This window comes from Roseateles sp. NT4, from assembly GCF_051857475.1.
In the GTDB taxonomy this organism is placed as follows: Bacteria; Pseudomonadota; Gammaproteobacteria; order Burkholderiales; family Burkholderiaceae_C; genus Pelomonas.
In genome coordinates, this window is the sequence record NZ_JBPZGZ010000002.1 from 1,221,905 (window position 1) to 1,237,084 (window position 15,180).

14 protein-coding genes are annotated in these 15,180 nt (G+C 68.7%); 12 read left to right on the top strand and 2 right to left on the bottom strand.

Going from position 1 to position 15,180, the window contains the following annotated elements; genetic code table 11:
• The first annotated feature begins 2 nt into the window (after positions 1-2).
• The 7 genes from ACS5PN_RS15330 to ACS5PN_RS15360 are packed head-to-tail and all read left to right on the top strand — an operon-like array spanning position 3 to position 9,990.
• Positions 3-887 (top strand): carbohydrate ABC transporter permease, encoded by an 885-nt coding sequence (locus tag ACS5PN_RS15330; RefSeq protein ID WP_439464839.1) that lies wholly within the window; start codon positions 3-5, stop codon positions 885-887.
• On the top strand, positions 887-1,765 hold the full coding sequence (locus ACS5PN_RS15335; RefSeq protein WP_439464840.1) for a carbohydrate ABC transporter permease: 879 nt from the start codon (positions 887-889) through the stop codon (positions 1,763-1,765). The genes ACS5PN_RS15330 and ACS5PN_RS15335 overlap by 1 nt, the downstream gene beginning before the upstream one ends.
• Entirely contained in the window at positions 1,762-2,814 is a 1,053-nt protein-coding gene (locus ACS5PN_RS15340; protein ID WP_439464841.1) for an ABC transporter ATP-binding protein, read from the top strand. Before ACS5PN_RS15335 ends, ACS5PN_RS15340 begins: the two co-directional genes overlap by 4 nt.
• Positions 2,811-4,313: a tryptophan halogenase family protein gene (locus ACS5PN_RS15345; protein ID WP_439464842.1), complete on the top strand. Its 1,503-nt coding sequence runs from the start codon at positions 2,811-2,813 to the stop codon at positions 4,311-4,313. The genes ACS5PN_RS15340 and ACS5PN_RS15345 overlap by 4 nt, the downstream gene beginning before the upstream one ends.
• A gap of 11 nt (positions 4,314-4,324) precedes the next feature.
• The gene (locus tag ACS5PN_RS15350; protein ID WP_439464843.1) at positions 4,325-5,716 is read left to right on the top strand and encodes a glycoside hydrolase family 30 protein; all 1,392 of its coding nucleotides are present in this window, start codon (positions 4,325-4,327) and stop codon (positions 5,714-5,716) included.
• Positions 5,716-7,668 carry a sialate O-acetylesterase gene (locus tag ACS5PN_RS15355; protein WP_439464844.1) on the top strand — a complete coding sequence of 651 codons (1,953 nt, stop codon included), beginning with the start codon at positions 5,716-5,718 and terminating at the stop codon, positions 7,666-7,668. Before ACS5PN_RS15350 ends, ACS5PN_RS15355 begins: the two co-directional genes overlap by 1 nt.
• Positions 7,669-7,725: 57 nt before the next feature.
• Positions 7,726-9,990 (top strand): putative bifunctional diguanylate cyclase/phosphodiesterase, encoded by a 2,265-nt coding sequence (locus ACS5PN_RS15360; RefSeq protein WP_439464845.1) that lies wholly within the window; start codon positions 7,726-7,728, stop codon positions 9,988-9,990.
• Here ACS5PN_RS15360 and asd read toward each other — a convergent pair.
• Entirely contained in the window at positions 9,976-10,812 is an 837-nt protein-coding gene (gene asd, locus ACS5PN_RS15365; RefSeq protein ID WP_439464846.1) for an archaetidylserine decarboxylase, read from the bottom strand. The genes ACS5PN_RS15360 and asd overlap by 15 nt on opposite strands.
• A 55-nt stretch (positions 10,813-10,867) precedes the next feature.
• Complete coding sequence (locus ACS5PN_RS15370) at positions 10,868-11,185, bottom strand: helix-turn-helix domain-containing protein (protein ID WP_439464847.1); 318 nt, start codon at positions 11,183-11,185, stop codon at positions 10,868-10,870.
• An 84-nt stretch (positions 11,186-11,269) separates the two neighbouring features.
• Between ACS5PN_RS15370 and ACS5PN_RS15375 the strand changes: the two genes are divergently transcribed.
• The 5 genes from ACS5PN_RS15375 (at position 11,270) to trhO (ending at position 15,088) form a co-directional block, all read left to right on the top strand.
• A complete protein-coding gene (locus ACS5PN_RS15375) occupies positions 11,270-11,635 on the top strand; it encodes a VOC family protein (protein ID WP_439464848.1) in 366 nt (121 codons plus the stop codon).
• 77 nt (positions 11,636-11,712) lie between these two features.
• Positions 11,713-12,462 carry a hypothetical protein gene (locus ACS5PN_RS15380; RefSeq protein ID WP_439464849.1) on the top strand — a complete coding sequence of 250 codons (750 nt, stop codon included), beginning with the start codon at positions 11,713-11,715 and terminating at the stop codon, positions 12,460-12,462.
• A 193-nt stretch (positions 12,463-12,655) separates the two neighbouring features.
• Entirely contained in the window at positions 12,656-13,345 is a 690-nt protein-coding gene (locus tag ACS5PN_RS15385) for a hypothetical protein (RefSeq protein ID WP_439464850.1), read from the top strand.
• Between the two features lie 50 nt (positions 13,346-13,395).
• Positions 13,396-14,247 (top strand): hypothetical protein, encoded by an 852-nt coding sequence (locus ACS5PN_RS15390; RefSeq protein ID WP_439464851.1) that lies wholly within the window; start codon positions 13,396-13,398, stop codon positions 14,245-14,247.
• Positions 14,248-14,290: 43 nt separating this feature from the next.
• Complete coding sequence (gene trhO / locus ACS5PN_RS15395; protein ID WP_439464852.1) at positions 14,291-15,088, top strand: oxygen-dependent tRNA uridine(34) hydroxylase TrhO; 798 nt, start codon at positions 14,291-14,293, stop codon at positions 15,086-15,088.
• The last annotated feature ends 92 nt before the right edge of the window (positions 15,089-15,180 follow it).

A 15,180-nucleotide genomic window follows, 5' to 3' on the forward strand; every position in this document is an offset into this window, starting at 1 on the left:
CTATGACATCCAAGTTCTTCAAACGATGGTCTGCCTGGACAGCGCTGCTGCCCCTGGCTCTCATCGTCTGTGTCGGCTACATCGGCACGGTGCTGTGGACGCTGAGGACTTCGGTCTCCAGCTCCCGCACCTTCCCGAGCAGCGACTTCGTCGGCCTGCAGCAGTTCGAGCGCCTGCTCGACAACGACCGCTGGCAGCACGCCATCCATAACCTCGCGGTCTATGGCGTGCTCTACATCGTCGCCGCCATGGCCATCGGCTTTTTGCTGGCCGTCTTCATCGACCAGAAGGTGCGTGGCGAGGGCGTACTGCGCACGGCTTTCCTGTACCCGTATGCGATGTCATTCGTCGCGACGGGTCTCGTCTGGCAATGGGTGCTCAACCCCGACAGCGGCCTGCAGAACGCGCTGCAGCAGATGGGCTGGAAGGACTTCAGCTTCGACTGGATCGTCGACCAGGACATGGTCATCTACACCGTCGTCATCGCCGGCACCTGGCAAGGCGCGGGGCTTGTCATGGCGCTGATGCTCGCCGGCCTGCGCGGCATCGACGAGGAGATCTGGAAGGCCGCCAAGCTGGACGGCATCCCGACCTGGCGCGTCTACCTGTCCATCGTGCTGCCCATGATGGGCCCGACGCTGGCGACCGTCTTCACGCTGCTGGCCACCGGTGTCGTCAAGGTCTTCGACACCGTCGTCGCCATGACCCAGGGTGGTCCCGGCACGGCCAGCGATGTGCCGGCCAAATTCATCATGGACCATCTGTTCGGCCGCGCGAATCTGGCACTCGCCTCGGCGGGCGCCGTGATGCTGCTGTTGACGGTCCTCGCCCTCGTCGCGCCGCTCGCCTATGTGCGCAGCCGCAAGCAAGCACAGGGAGGCCACTGATGAGCACGCGCAAGAAAGCGACCGCCAAGATGACGCAGATCTGGGCCCGCATCGGCGTCTACGCCTTCCTGATCTTCGCCGCGGCCTTCTTCCTGCTGCCGCTGTACGTGATGCTGACGACCTCGTTCAAGAGCATGGACGAGATCCGCCTCGGCCAGATCTTTGCGCTGCCCTCCAGCATCACCTTCGACGCCTGGCGCGCCGCCTGGAGCGAGGCCTGCACCGGCGTCAGCTGCGAAGGCGTGCGCGGCGGCTTCTGGAACTCCGTCACCATCGCCGTGCCATCCGTCGTGCTGCCCATCCTGCTGGGCGCCATCAACGGCTATGCGCTGAGTTGGTGGAAGCCCAAGGGCAGCCAGTGGCTGTTCGGCGTGCTGATGATGGGCGCCTTCATCCCCATCCAGGTGATGATCTATCCCCTCGTCAAGCTGGAAGCGGCCATCGGCATCTACAGCAGCCTGCCCGGCATCGTCGTCGTGCACCTGGTGTTCGCCATGCCCATCATGACGCTGCTGTTCCGCAACTACTACGCGGGCCTGCCGGCCGAGCTGTTCAAGGCGGCGCGGGTGGACGGCGGCGGCTTCTGGCGCATCTTCATCCAGCTTGTGCTGCCGATGTCGACGCCCATGCTGATCGTCGCGGCCATCATGCAGATCACCGGCGTGTGGAACGACTACATCCTGGGCCTGACCTTCGCCGGCCGCGACAACCTGCCGATGACGGTGCAGCTGAACAACGTCATCAACACGACGACCGGCGAGCGTCTCTACAACCTCAACATGGCCGCGACGATCCTCACGTCTGCCGTGCCCCTGTTGGTCTATCTGATTTCCGGCCGCTGGTTCGTCCGCGGCATTGCGGCAGGAGCCGTCAAATGAGTGGCGTGAACATCCAGGGCCTGAGCATCAAGTTCGGCGCCAACGAAGTCATCAAGGGCCTGGACCTGCAGGTCCATGAAGGCGAATTCCTCGTGCTGCTCGGCCCCTCGGGCTGCGGCAAGTCGACGCTGCTGCACAGCATCGCCGGCCTCATCGACGTCAGCGGCGGCAGCATCCACATCGGCGGCACCGACATGACCGATGCCGAGCCGTCGGAGCGTGGCATCGGCATGGTCTTCCAGAGCTATGCGCTGTACCCGACCATGACGGTGGAGCGCAACATGTCCTTCGGCCCGCGCGTGGCCGGCGTGCCCAAGGCCGAGATCGAGAAGCGCGTCAACCGCGCTGCCGAGATGCTGCAGCTGACACCGCTGCTGAGCCGCAAGCCGGCCCAGCTGTCCGGCGGCCAGCGCCAGCGCGTCGCCATCGGCCGCGCCCTGGTGCGCGAGGCCGGCGTCTTCCTGTTCGACGAGCCCCTGTCCAACCTCGACGCCAAGCTGCGCGCCGAGTTGCGCCGCGAGCTCAAGCTGCTGCACCAGAACCTGGGCAACACCATGATCTACGTGACCCACGACCAGGTCGAGGCCATGACCCTGGCCTCGCGCATCGTCGTCATGAAGAGCGGCGTCATCCAGCAGATCGGCACGCCGGCCGAGGTCTACGAGACGCCGGCCAATCTCTTCGTCGCCGGCTTCCTCGGCGCGCCGGCCATCAACTTCGTGCCGGCCACGGTCAGCGCTGACGGCCGTTCTCTGCAGGGCGTGCTGCCGCTGCAGCTGGCCGAGGGCTGCGTGAAGGCGGGCCAGAAGCTCGTGCTGGGCATCCGCCCCGAGCATGTGCGCCTGCAGTCCGACGGCCGCTGGCGCGCGACGGTGCAGCTGGTCGAGCCCATGGGCAACCACCAGGTGGTGTGGATGAAGCTGGGCGAGCAGGGCTTCTCCGTGCTGGTGCACGACGGCCGCCGCATCACGGCGGGCGAGGAGCTGGCCTTCGACATCGACAAGACCGCGCTGAATATCTTCGACGCGGGCACCGAGCAACGGCTGTGACCGCGCTGCGCCGCATCGTCATCGTGGGCGGCGGCAGCGCCGGCTGGATGTGCGCGGCGGCGCTGGCGGCGCGCCTGGGGCCACAAGGGCCCTGGCAGATCACGCTGGTCGAGTCCGACGACATCGGCATCGTCGGCGTCGGCGAGGCCACCATCCCGCCCATCCGCGGCTTCAATGCGCGCATCGGCCTGGACGAAGACGAGTTCCTGCGCGAGACCGGCGGGACTTTCAAGCTCGGCATCGAGTTCGTCAGCTGGGGTGCCGTCGGCGAGCGCTATATGCACGCCTTCGGTGATGTCGGTCGGTCGCTGGACGAGCTGCCCTTTCACCAGCACTGGCTGCGCCTGGGGGCCAAGCTGCCGCTGGCCGAGTTCTCCATCAACAACCAGGCCGCGCTGGCCGGCCGCTTCATGCGCCCGCGGGCCGACATGGCGGGCTCGCCGCTGGCCGAGATTGCCTACGCCTTCCACTTCGATGCTTCGCGCTATGCGGCCCTGTTGCGCCGGCATGCCGAGAAGCAGGGCGTACGGCGCATCGAAGGCCGCATTGACCATGTCGAACGCAACGACGCCGGCATTCGCAGGCTGTATCTGCACGACGGCAGCGAGCTCGAAGGCGACTTCTTCCTCGACTGCTCCGGCTTGCATGCCCTGTTGATCGGCAAGACCCTGGGCGTCCCGTTCGAGGACTGGTCCAACTGGCTGCCCTGCGATCGCGCCTGGGCGGTGCCGACGGCCAACCACGGCCCGCTGCTGCCTTACACGCGGGCCACGGCGCATGAGGCCGGCTGGCAATGGCGCATCCCGCTGCAGCACCGCACCGGCAACGGCCATGTGTTTGCGAGCGCCTTCACCGACGAGGCCGCGGCGCGCGACACGCTGATGCGCAACCTCGACAGCGAGCCTGTCGCCGAGCCCCGTCTCATCAAGTTCCGCACCGGCCGCCGCCAGCAGGCCTGGGTCGGCAACTGCGTCGCCATCGGTCTCTCGAGCGGCTTCCTGGAGCCGCTGGAGTCCACCAGCATCCACCTGATCCAGAGCGCCGTGCTGCGGCTGATTGACCTCTTCCCGAGCGAAGGGCTGGAGGCGGCCGACATCGCCGAGTACAACCGCCAGACCGCGGCCGAGATGGCGGCGGTGCGCGACTTCATCATCCTGCACTACAAGCTGACACGCCGCGACGACTCGCCCTTCTGGCGCCACTGCCGCGCCATGGCCGTGCCCGAGTCGCTGCAGGCCCGCATGGACCTCTTCGCCAGCCACGGCCGCCTGTTCCGCCACGGCCAGGAGCTGTTCTCCGAGCCCAGCTGGCTGCACGTGCTGATCGGCCAGGGGCTGATGCCGCGCAGCCACCATCCGCTCGCCGCGACCCGACCGCGTGAGCAGGCCCAGCAATTCGTGGACGACGTGCATCGCGTCGTGCGCCGCTGCGTGGACGTGATGCCCGCGCATGCCGATTTCCTCGCCGACATCAACGCCGTGAACCAGCGGCACTCATAAACAAACGAGACATGAAGACACTGCTTTTGACGCTGACAGCCGCGCTCGCCGGCATTGCTAACGCTGCTCCTGTACGGGCCTTTCTGACCACGGCCGACCAGCAGCAACTGCTGGCACCGAGCGCCGTCGACAAGGCTGCGAAGGCGGGCGATGTCATCCGCGTCGATCCCAAGCGCCAGCACCAGCGCATCGCCGGCTTTGGCGCCGCCATCACCGAGGGCTCGGCCTGGCTGATCCGCCATGGCATGAGCGACACGCAGCGCGACGCCCTGATGCGTGAACTGTTCACCCGCGAAGGGAATGACGGCAAGGGCCTGGGCTTCGAGTTCACGCGGCTGACCATCGGCGCCTCGGACTTCTCGCGCCGCCACTACAGCCTGGACGACATGCCGCCGGGCCAGACCGACCCTTCACTGGCCCACTTCTCGCTGGCGCCCGAGCGCGAGGACGTCATCCCTGCCGTCAAACAGGCCCTGGCGCTGAATCCCAAGCTGCAGGTCATGGCCTCGCCCTGGAGCGCGCCGGGCTGGATGAAGACCACCGACAGCCTGGTTCAGGGCCAGCTCAAGCCCGAACACTACGCCTCCTTTGCGAAGTACATGGTGCGCTACGTCGAGGAAATGAAGGCCGAAGGCGTGCCCATCTTCGCGCTGACGCTGCAGAACGAGCCCCACTTCGAGCCCGGCGACTACCCCGGCATGCGCATGACGCCGCGTACCCGTGCCACCGTCGTCGGCCAGCATCTCGGCCCGCTGCTCCAGGCCAAGGGCATGAAGACCCAGCTGCTGGAGTGGGACCACAACTGGGACGAGCCCTGGAGCCCGCTGTCCATGCTGTCCGACGCGACGGCGCGCCAGTACGTGTCGGGCGTGGCCTGGCATTGCTATGCGGGCGATGTGTCGGCGCAGTCGCAGGTGGCGCAGCAGTTCCCCAAGCTCGACGTCTGGTTCACCGAATGCTCGGGCGGCGAATGGAAGCCGCAGTGGGCCGAGACCCTGCCCTGGATCACGCGCAACCTCGTCATCGGCAGCACCCGCCATGGCGCGCGCGGCGTGCTGATGTGGAACCTGGCCCTGGACCCGCAGTACGGCCCGCATCTGGGCGGCTGCAAGGACTGCCGCGGCGTCGTCACCATCGACCCCAAGGACGGCAAGGTCACGCGCAACATCGAGTACTACGCCTTCGGCCACGCCAGCCGCTTCGTGCAGCAGGGTGCGCGGCGTGTGGACTCGGACGGTGGAGCCAAAGGGCTGGACCACGTCGCCTTCACCAACCCCGACGGCAGCACCGCCCTCATCGTCAGCAACTCCGCCGCCGAGGCACGCCGCTTCACGGTGCAGGCGCCGGGCCAGCGCTTCAGCTACGAGCTGCCGGCCAGCGGCGTCGTGACCTTCACCTGGTGATGCGCACCGCCCTGTTTGCGGCCCTGCTGGCCGCCGTCTCGAATGTCCAGGCGCTGGAACTGGCCGGCGTGTTTGCCGATCACATGGTGCTGCAGCGTGACATGCTGCTGCGGGTCTGGGGCCAGGCCGAGCCGGGTCAGAAGGTCCACGTGCAGATCGCCGGCCGAGCCGCCGATGCGGTGACCGGCCGGGATGGCCGCTGGCAGGCCAGCCTTGCGCCGCTGAAGGCGGGTGGACCGCACGAGCTGCAGGTCAGTGCCGGCTCAGAGCAGCGCAAGCTCTCCGACGTGCTGATCGGTGATGTCTGGATTGCCGCTGGGCAGTCCAACATGGAGTGGCGCCTGGCCGACTCCAATGGCGCAGCCGCAGAGATCGCCGCCGCCGGCGAACACCCGCAGATCCGCCACGCCAAGATGCCGCATCGCGTCAGCCTTGCGCCTCTGCGCGATGCACCGTCGCTGCGATGGGATGTCGCCAGCCCTGCCACGGCCGGTGACTTCAGTGCGGTGGCCTGGCATTTCGCCCGCCGCGTACAGGCTGACGCCAAGGTCCCCATCGGCATCCTCAACCTCAGCTGGGGCGGCACCCATGTCGAGACCTGGACCAGCCCGCGCGCCAATGCCGGTGATCCCGAACTGGTGGACGTGATGCGGGCTATGCCGGCTGACACGGCGAGCTTTGTGAGGGACCGCCAAGCCCAGATGCTGGAGCGCGTGCGCGCCTTCCAGGGCGGGACGCCCGCTGTCGTGGCGGGTGCCGATCCTCGCTTGGACGACACCGCCTGGCCCACGCTGAACACGCCCCAGGTCTGGGAAACCCAGGGCCTGCGCGGCCTGGACGGCCGGGTCTGGATGCGTCGCCACGTCAACTTGACGGCTGCCGAAGCTGCCGGCACCGCGACGCTCCACCTCGGCCCCGTCGACGACTGCGACGAGACCTTCGTCAATGGCCAACCGGTTGGCAAGACCTGCGGCTGGGAAGCGCCGCGCACGTATCCGCTCGCAGCCGGGCTGCTGCGCGAGGGTGACAACCTCATCGCCGTGCGCGTCACCGACACCGGCGGCGATGGAGGCATCCACGGCGCCCCGGCGAATCTGCGGCTGGAAACGGCAGCCGGCTCCAAGCCTCTCGCCGGCCGCTGGCGGGCCCGTGTCGAAGCCTTGCAGGCCATCGAGGAGATCGGCCCCAACGACCTGCCCAGCCTGCTCTTCAACGGCATGGTCCAGGCCTTCACACCTTTCGCGGCCAGGGGCGTGATCTGGTACCAGGGTGAGACCAACGCGCCGCGCGCGGCCCGCTATGCCCAGGCCTTCCCGCGCCTCATCAACGACTGGCGCCTGCAGTGGCACGAGCAGGGCCAGCGTGGAGCGCTGCCGTTCTATTTCGTGCAGCTCTCGTCCTACGGCCCACGCCCACCCCTGCCCGAGGGCAGTGCCTTCGCCGAGCTGCGCGACGCCCAGCGCCAGACGCTGAAGCTGCCCGCCACCGGCATGGCCGTCAGCATCGACGTGGGCGACGCCAACGACATCCACCCGCGCGACAAGAAGACGGTTGGCGAACGCCTGGCCCGCATTGCCCTGGCCAACAGCTACGGCCAGCCCATGCCGTTCAAGGGGCCGACGCTGCGCGCCAGCCGGAAGCTGCCTGACGGCAGTTTCGAGCTGAGCTTCAACGACGTGGCCGGCGGCCTGGCCACGCGGGGCGGAGGCCCGCTGCTGGGCTTTGCCGTCGCCGGCACCGACCAGCGCTTTGTGGCCGCCCGCGCGGAGATCACCGGCCCCGACCGCGTGCGCGTCTGGAGCCAAGCTGTCGCCAAGCCTTCAGCGCTGCGCTATGCCTGGGGCGACACGCCGCTGGAGGCCAATCTCGTCGACGGTGCCGGCCTGCCCGCGACGCCCTGGCGCAGCGACCGCTGGCCGTTGGTCACGCGTGACATCCGTCCTGAGTTCTAACGACCCGGCGCGTGGCTGAGTCCACGCCGGGAGGCCCATCCTGGCTAGGATGGGTCGATGACGGGATCCCTGCTGATCAGCACCAGCTTGATCGCCCTGCTGGGCGTGGCGCTGCTGGTGCTGGCCCGTCTGGAGCCCGGCCACCCCCACATCAGCGACTGGGGCTGGAGCCATGTCTTGCTGGCTGCGGGCCTGACGCTGGGTATCGCCCTGGTGCCGCCGGATCAGGAGTCCTTGCATTACAAGCTCCAGGCCACGGTGGCGACGGCCGCCATCATCGCGTCGCTGGCTTTGCAGCTGGCGGGTGCGGCGCGCTACCGCGGCCGGGTCTGGCGCTGGCGCCTCCATGCGCCTCTCTTCCTGGCCCTGCTGGGCTTCATCCTGGGGCTGGCCCTGGTGCAGCAGCGCTATGCCGTCGTCGTCGCGGCCTTGACCCTGACCGGTGGCGCCTGGCTGGCCGCGGCCTGGCTGTGGCAGGGCGGGGCGCGCGGTGAGCGCTTTGTCGCCATCTGCTTCGCCGCCTCGGGGCTGGTCCATCTCAGCGGCCCGCTGCTGGACCCGCTGGCGCGCTCGCCCATCACCCACATCCTGGGCACCTATGTGCAGGCCGTGCTGGCCATGGCCCTCATCCTGCTGTCGGTGCGCCGGGCCCATCACGAGACCCAGCTCGTCAACGCCCGCCTGCGCCAGCTCTACGAGCAGTCCATGCAGGGCCTGGTCGTGCTGCGTGACGGCCGCGCCGTCTACGCCAATCCGGCCGCCCTGGAGATGTTTGGCTTCGACCGCATCGACGGCGTTCTGCCGGTCGATGTCCTGATCGCCCCTCATGAACTCGAAGCCTCGCGAGCCCGCTATGCCCAGCTGATCCAGCAGCGCGCGGGTCATCTCATGTGGGAGGGCGAACGCTACCGCCGCGACGGCAGCGCCATCTATCTGCGCGGCAGTTCCAGCTATATCGAGTGGGAAGGCGGCCCGGCCCTGCTGGTGCTGATGCTGGACGACACCGCCCGCCAGCGCGCCACCGAGGCCCTGCGCCGCCAGGCCCTGCACGATGAGCTGACCGACCTGCCGAATCGCCATGCGGCCCTGGCCCGCCTGGCCGAGCTGACGGCCCCCGGCAGCCCGGGCTTCGTGCTGTTGTCGGCCGACCTGGACCGCTTCCAGCTCGTCAACGAGAGTCTGGGCCACGAGACCGGCGATGCGCTGCTGCAGGCCATCGCCACGCGCCTGCGCGAGGCCCTGCCGCCCGATGCCGTGCTGGCGCGCCTGGGCGAGGACCAGTTCCTGCTGCTGCAGCCCGGTGTCGACGACGACGCGGCGGCGGTGCTGGTCGGTCAGCGCCTGCTGGCGCTGATGAACCAGCCCTTTGCAGTGGCGCACCGCGCCCTGTATGTGCACCTGTCGGTCGGCATGGCGCGTTTCCCGGTCCATGGCCGGGATGGGGCCGCCCTGCTGGGCGCAGCCGACATCGCCATGCACCAGGCCAAGCAGCAGGCGGGTGCGGCCGTCGTCGCCTTCCGGCCCGGCATGGCCGCGGCTGCCGGCGGCCTGCTGGAGATCGAGCAGGCCTTGGCCGCGGCCATCGAGCGCGAGGAATTCCAGCTCGACTACCAGCCCAAGTTCGAGGCCGGCACGCGCCGCCTGGCCGGTTTCGAGGCCCTGGTGCGCTGGCAGCGGCCCGGGCGGGGGCGCGTCAGCCCGGTGGATTTCATCCCGGCTGCCGAACGCACCGGCCAGATCGTGCCCCTGGGGGTGCTGATCCTGCGCCAGGCCGCCCAGCAATTGCGCACCTGGCAGCAGCAGGGCCTGGCGCCCCGGCCGGTGGCGGTCAATGTGTCGCCGCTGCAGTTCGAGGACGCCGGCTTTGCCGACTGGCTGCTGGACCTGGTGCGGGCCCATGGCGTGGATCCGGCGCTGATCGAGGTCGAGATCACCGAGACCGCGGCGATGACGCATATGGACCGTGTGCTGCCCCAGCTCGCGCGGCTGCGCGAGGCGGGCGTGGGCGTGGCCTTTGACGACTTCGGCACCGGACAGAGCTCCCTGACCCTGCTGCGCCGCCTGCCCATCACGACGCTGAAGCTGGACCGCAGCATGATCGACCCGCTGCCCGAGCCTTCGGCGGGCGCCGTTGTGCGCGCCGCCTGTGTGCTGGCCCAGGCCCTGGGCCTGGCCATCGTTGCGGAAGGCGTGGAGACCGAGGCCCAGGCGGCCGAGGTCGAGGCCCTGGGCTGCACCCACATCCAGGGCTGGCTGCTGTCCAAGCCCCTGGGGCCAGATGCCGCGGCGGCCCTGCTCAGCGAGCCGTCACTGAGCCATTAGCTCGCCCATGCGGATCGAGCCCCCCGGCTGCCAGGCCGGGTTGAACTGCAGGCCGCTCTTCTCGAACAGCATGACGACGGTGGAGCCGAGCAGGAAGCGGCCCATCTCGTCGCCCTGGGCCAGCGTCACCTGACCCGGTGTGTAGTCCCATTCGCGCACCGGGCCTTCGCGCTTGATCTGGCCCTGCCAGACGGTGGCCATGCTGCCCACGATGGTCGCGCCGACCAGCACCAGCACCCAGCGGCCCAGGGTGTCGTCGTCGAAGACGCAGACCAGGCGCTCGTTGCGCGCGAACAGGCCCGGCACGCCGCGCGCCGTCGTCGGGTTCACCGAGAACAGCTCGCCCGGCACGTGCACCATGCGCACCAGTTGGCCGGCGGCCGGCATGTGGATGCGGTGGTAGTCCTTGGGGCTGAGGTAGAGATTGGCGAACAGGCCGTCCTTGAAGCGCGCCGCCAGCTGGGCGTCGCCGCCGACCAGGGCGGTGGTTGTGAAGTTCTGGCCCTTGGCTTGGTAGATCTGGTCGCCCTGGACGTGGCCGACCTGGCTGATGGCGCCGTCCACCGGGCAGATCAGCGGTGCCTGGGCGAGCGGCCGTGCGCCGGGCTTCAGCGCCCGGGTGAAGAAGTCGTTGAAGGTCTTGTAGGCGTTGATGTCCGGGTCGGCCGCCTCGGCCATGTTGACGCCGTATTTGGCGACGAAACGGCGGATGGTCGAGGTCGTGATGCCCCCCATGGGCTTGGACGCGTAATGCCCGGCCAGGCGGGTCATGGCCAGCTTGGGCATCAGGTACTGCGGCAGGACTTTCAGGCGATCGGACATGGGCTTGGGGCCGTGTGGGGTCGCGGATTCTAGGAGTCGGCCTGCCCGAGCTGCCCTAGGGAGAGCGCCAGGGCGCCACCACGCGGCGCAGCGGTGCGCTGGTGGTGGCCTGCACGTCGCCGTCCAGCAGGCCGCGGCGTTTCAGGTGGCGGATGGCGGCCTGCACCGTGGACTTGGCCAGGCCGGTGCGCGTCGCGATCTCCTGCAGGCTCAGCGCCACGGCGTCGTGCTGGCGGCGCTGGGCTTCGCAGGCCAGGCAGAGGTAGACGAGGAAGGCCGAGGGCCGACGGTCATGGCCGCAGAGGTCGGCCATCAGCGTGTCGACGACATAGGCGTCGAGCAGATGGTCGCTGGGCGGTGGGGCCTTGCGCATGGTGATGAATGCTATAGCAGCCATCGAACGGCCGGGTCCGGCGCGCTTCCAGAATGTGCACACCTGCAACCGCCCTTCGCCACCATGATCACCCACGTCAAGTTCATCGGCGTCCCCGTCGCCGACCCGGCCCGCGCCCTGGCCTTCTACCGCGACCAGCTCGGCTTCGCCGTCGCCACCGACCAGCCCATGGGGCCGGGCAAGCGCTGGATCGAGCTGCGCATCGCCCACTCGGCCACCCGCGTCGTGCTGTTCACGCCCGAGGGCCACGAGGACCGCATCGGCACCTTCTTCAACGGCTCCATCGCCTGCGACGACGTCGAGGCCACCTACCGCCAGCTGCAGCAGCGCGGCGTCGAATTCGTCGAGCCGCCGACGGCCCAGCCCTGGGGGACGTTCGCCAAGTTCAAGGATTCGGAGGGCAATGTCTTCGTGCTGTCGTCCAGCTGATCGCTGACGAAAGGCGGCGCATCTTCCGGGCGTGCGCTGCGGGAAAACACAGACGCTGGACAGGGTGCCGTGCGGTCATGATGCGCGCCGCCGCGCCTGTGCCGGGCGGCGGCGAACCCCAATGTCGCCACGGAGAAAAGTTGATGCGTTCACGCCTTGCGCTCGTCGTGCTGCTGGGCCTGGCCTTGCTCGCCGGCTGCGCCGCCAAATCGCAACGGCGCTTGAACATGATGGACGGCGCGCTGGGCGCCGGAGCGGGCCGCATCCTGGTCGCGATGACGGATGTGCCCCCGGTCGACACGCGGTTTCCAGGCGCGGAGTGCCTGGAGTGCGGGTCGGTGCCGGCGGCCAATGCCAGCCTGACCCATCACGTGCGCGCGCTGCCGCGCGAAGGCGTGGCTGAACTCAAGGACCGCGCGGCGGAGCTGGTCCAGGCCAGGGGGGCAACGCCCCTCGTGCTCATCGAGGCGCTGCAAACCAAGTCATTCCCCGACATTCCCGGCCCGGCGCGCCACATGGCGCCAAAGGACTTCCGCGGGCTGCGCGACAAGCTGAATGTGGACAAGCTGCTGCTGATCCAGGTGGACGCCCTGGGCGTGCACCGCAACTATTCGCGCTCGGCGAATGCTGAGCCCAAGGCCGTCTTCGAGGGGCACGTGCTGCTGGTGAACCTGCACACCAACCAGCTGGAGTGGTATCACACCATCAAGATCGCGAAGGCGGCAGAGGGTGCCTGGGCCGAGCCCCCGAAATTTCCGCGCCTGACGAAGGCCTATTTGCAGGCCTTGGAGCTTGGCAAGGAAGAAGTCCTGCGGCTGCTGCGTTGACACGCGGACGAGGGCGCAACCCGAAAGGTCTTCGTGCCGTCATCCCGTCGAGGTCTCGGCGGGAGACGTGAATTTTGCTGGTCGGCTCTGCGGGAAAACACAGGCGCTGAACCCGACGCGCAGCGGCCATCATGCGCGCCGCCACGCCGTCGTGGGGTGATGGCGAACAAAATTTTCCCAGGGAGAAGAACTCATGCGATCACGTCTCGCGCTCGTCGCGCTGCTCGGCATTGCCTTGCTTGCGGGTTGTGCCGCCAAGCCGCAAAAGCGCGTTTCCATGGCCGAAGGGGCGTTGGGCGCCTCGGCGGGCCGCATCGGCGTCGTGATGACGGCCCTGCCCAAGGTCGATACCCAGTTTCCGGGTGCCGGCTGCCTGCTGTGCCTCGCCACGGCATCGGCGATGAACTCCAGCCTGACCGACCACGTCCGGACTTTGCCGCCCGAGGATGTGGCCGGACTGAAGGACCGTGCGGCGGCCTTGATCAAGGCCAAGGGTGCGACGCCTGTCGTGTTCCCCGATGCGCTGCAAGTGCAGTCCTTGCCCGACTTCTCCGGTACCGACCCCAACGCGGCGCAGAAGGACTTCCGTGGGCTGCGCGACAAGCTGAATGTGGACAAGCTGCTGCTGATCCAGGTGGACACCATCGGCGTGCACCGCACCTATTCGGCCTATGTGCCGACCGCCGAACCCAAGGCCGTCTTCGAGGGCAAGGCGCTGCTGGTGGACCTGAAGACCAACTCACTGGAGTGGTATCACACCTACAAGTTCGTGAAGGCGGCCGACGGCCCCTGGGACGAGCCGCCGAAGTTCCCGCGCCTGACCAACGCCTATTTCCAGGCCCTGGAACTGGGCAAGGACGAAGTGCTGCAGCCGCTGCAATGAGGTCGTTGCGTCAAGCAGTACTGGCCTGCCTGCTGGCCGGTTCGGCGGGCTTGGCGAGCGCGCAGGGGGCTGTCGACGCTGCCAACCTGCGCTGGTCCGTCGGCGTGGCGCAGCAGCCGGAATTCCATGGCGTGCTCAACAAGGATGGCGCCGGCATGAAGGGCGGGCAGATCCTGTACCCCGGCGGAGCGGGTCTGGCGGGCCTCTTCGTTGCGGTGCTGACGCATGCGGCGATCAATTCGTCCGTGCAGACCGCCGAGATGAAACGCCTGCAGGACAAGGCCGATGCAGTGCTCGTGCCCTATGCGCAGGCGCTGCAGTCGCTGTCCACCGACGACCTGATGATGCGTACGCAGGAGGAGGTGTCGCAGCGAGGGTGGTTGCCCGCGAACGCCTCGCTGGAGTTGAGGCCGGTGTTCCTGATGACGCAGGACCGCCGGGCCGTGCTGATGGATGTCGCGGCGCAATTCAACGATGGCAGCGGCGCCCCGACCAGCACGCTGGGCATGCGGGTCGTTTCGGACCCGCGCGCCGTGACGCAGGAAGCCGATGACTGGGCCGAGGCCGATGGCTACGGCCTGCGTCGCGTCTGCGTCGCGCTGCTGACCCGCGCGGTGCAGCACCTGATCGGGCATTTGGGCAACGCGAACCGGGCGGGCGACGCGAATGCACCGGCGGCGGCGGAGCGCACCGTGCGTTTCGTCGAGGGCGGAGCCCAGCGCATGGAGCGCGCCACCGTGCTGGAGCAGCGCTGCGGCCGCGCGCTGCTGCGCACGCTGTCGAACACGCTGATGTCGGTGCCGCTGGCGGCAACGACGTCCGCCGACGCCGGCTGCGAAACGACGCCGGCGGCCGCGCCCGCTCCGGCGGCCACGGCATCGGCGCCCGCGCCGGGCGCCTGACGGGCCCGGGCGGACAATCCCGGCCATGCCGGATGTCTCCCCGATGCCCTCCCACTGCGTCCACAGCTCCTTCTATCGCTTCACGCCCGTCAGCGATCCGACGGCCCTTGCCGAGTGGCTGCGTGCTGCCGCTGCAGGACTGGGCGGTGTCGTCCTGGTCGCGCAAGAGGGCCTGAGCGCCGCCGTTGCCGGCCCGGCCGGGGTGCTGGAGCGCTTCGAGGCCGAACTGCAGCGGCAGCCCGGCTTTGCCAGCCTGCATTTCAAGCACAACGCCTGTGAACGCCCGCCCTTCAGCCTGCTCAAGGTCTCGGTCAAACGCGAGATCGTCGCCTTTGGCGTGCCGGGCATCAGCGGCGAGGACACGGGCACCCATGTCAGCCCGCAGCGCTGGCGCGAGCTGCTGGACGACCCCGACACCGTCGTGCTGGACAACCGCAATACGTTTGAGTTCAAGCTGGGGCGCTTTCGCGGCGCCATCGACCCCGGCGTGGCGCACTTCCGCGATTTCCCGGCCTATGTCGAGGCCCATAGAGACGAGTGGCAGGGCAAGACCGTCGCCATGTACTGCACCGGCGGCATCCGCTGCGAGAAGACGGCGGCCTGGATGCAGGCTCAGGGCCTGCGGGTGGCGCAGCTCGATGGCGGCATCCTGAACTATCTCGAAACGTTTCCGGACGCGGCTGCCGACTGGCAGGGCGAGTGCTACGTCTTCGACAAGCGCATCGCCATCGACGCCCAGGCCCGCGAGACGGGCACGACGGCCGAGCAGGTCTTCACCGACCCGGCTGACGCCTGGCGCCTGGCGCGGGCCCGGCGCCTGGACCCGGGGGCGGAGGAATGATTCCCACAGCTCGGAACAAAGCTTCCGGGCCCCGGCCGATACGCCTGGCCGCAAACGCCGACAATGCGACCGCGCGCCGCTTGCGCGCACCG

Excerpts from the sequence above, each read along its gene's own strand:
- ACS5PN_RS15340 (WP_439464841.1), top strand. The coding sequence starts at position 1,762 with ATGAGTGGCGTGAACATCCAGGGCCTGAGCATCAAGTTCGGCGCCAAC.
- ACS5PN_RS15360 (WP_439464845.1), top strand. The coding sequence starts at position 7,726 with ATGACGGGATCCCTGCTGATCAGCACCAGCTTGATCGCCCTGCTGGGC.
- ACS5PN_RS15375 (WP_439464848.1), top strand. The coding sequence starts at position 11,270 with ATGATCACCCACGTCAAGTTCATCGGCGTCCCCGTCGCCGACCCGGCC.
- asd (WP_439464846.1), bottom strand. The coding sequence starts at position 10,812 with ATGTCCGATCGCCTGAAAGTCCTGCCGCAGTACCTGATGCCCAAGCTG.
- trhO (WP_439464852.1), top strand. The coding sequence starts at position 14,291 with ATGCCCTCCCACTGCGTCCACAGCTCCTTCTATCGCTTCACGCCCGTC.
- ACS5PN_RS15385 (WP_439464850.1), top strand. The coding sequence starts at position 12,656 with ATGCGATCACGTCTCGCGCTCGTCGCGCTGCTCGGCATTGCCTTGCTT.
- ACS5PN_RS15355 (WP_439464844.1), top strand. The coding sequence starts at position 5,716 with ATGCGCACCGCCCTGTTTGCGGCCCTGCTGGCCGCCGTCTCGAATGTC.
- ACS5PN_RS15380 (WP_439464849.1), top strand. The coding sequence starts at position 11,713 with ATGATGCGCGCCGCCGCGCCTGTGCCGGGCGGCGGCGAACCCCAATGT.
- ACS5PN_RS15335 (WP_439464840.1), top strand. The coding sequence starts at position 887 with ATGAGCACGCGCAAGAAAGCGACCGCCAAGATGACGCAGATCTGGGCC.
- ACS5PN_RS15350 (WP_439464843.1), top strand. The coding sequence starts at position 4,325 with ATGAAGACACTGCTTTTGACGCTGACAGCCGCGCTCGCCGGCATTGCT.
- ACS5PN_RS15330 (WP_439464839.1), top strand. The coding sequence starts at position 3 with ATGACATCCAAGTTCTTCAAACGATGGTCTGCCTGGACAGCGCTGCTG.
- ACS5PN_RS15370 (WP_439464847.1), bottom strand. The coding sequence starts at position 11,185 with ATGCGCAAGGCCCCACCGCCCAGCGACCATCTGCTCGACGCCTATGTC.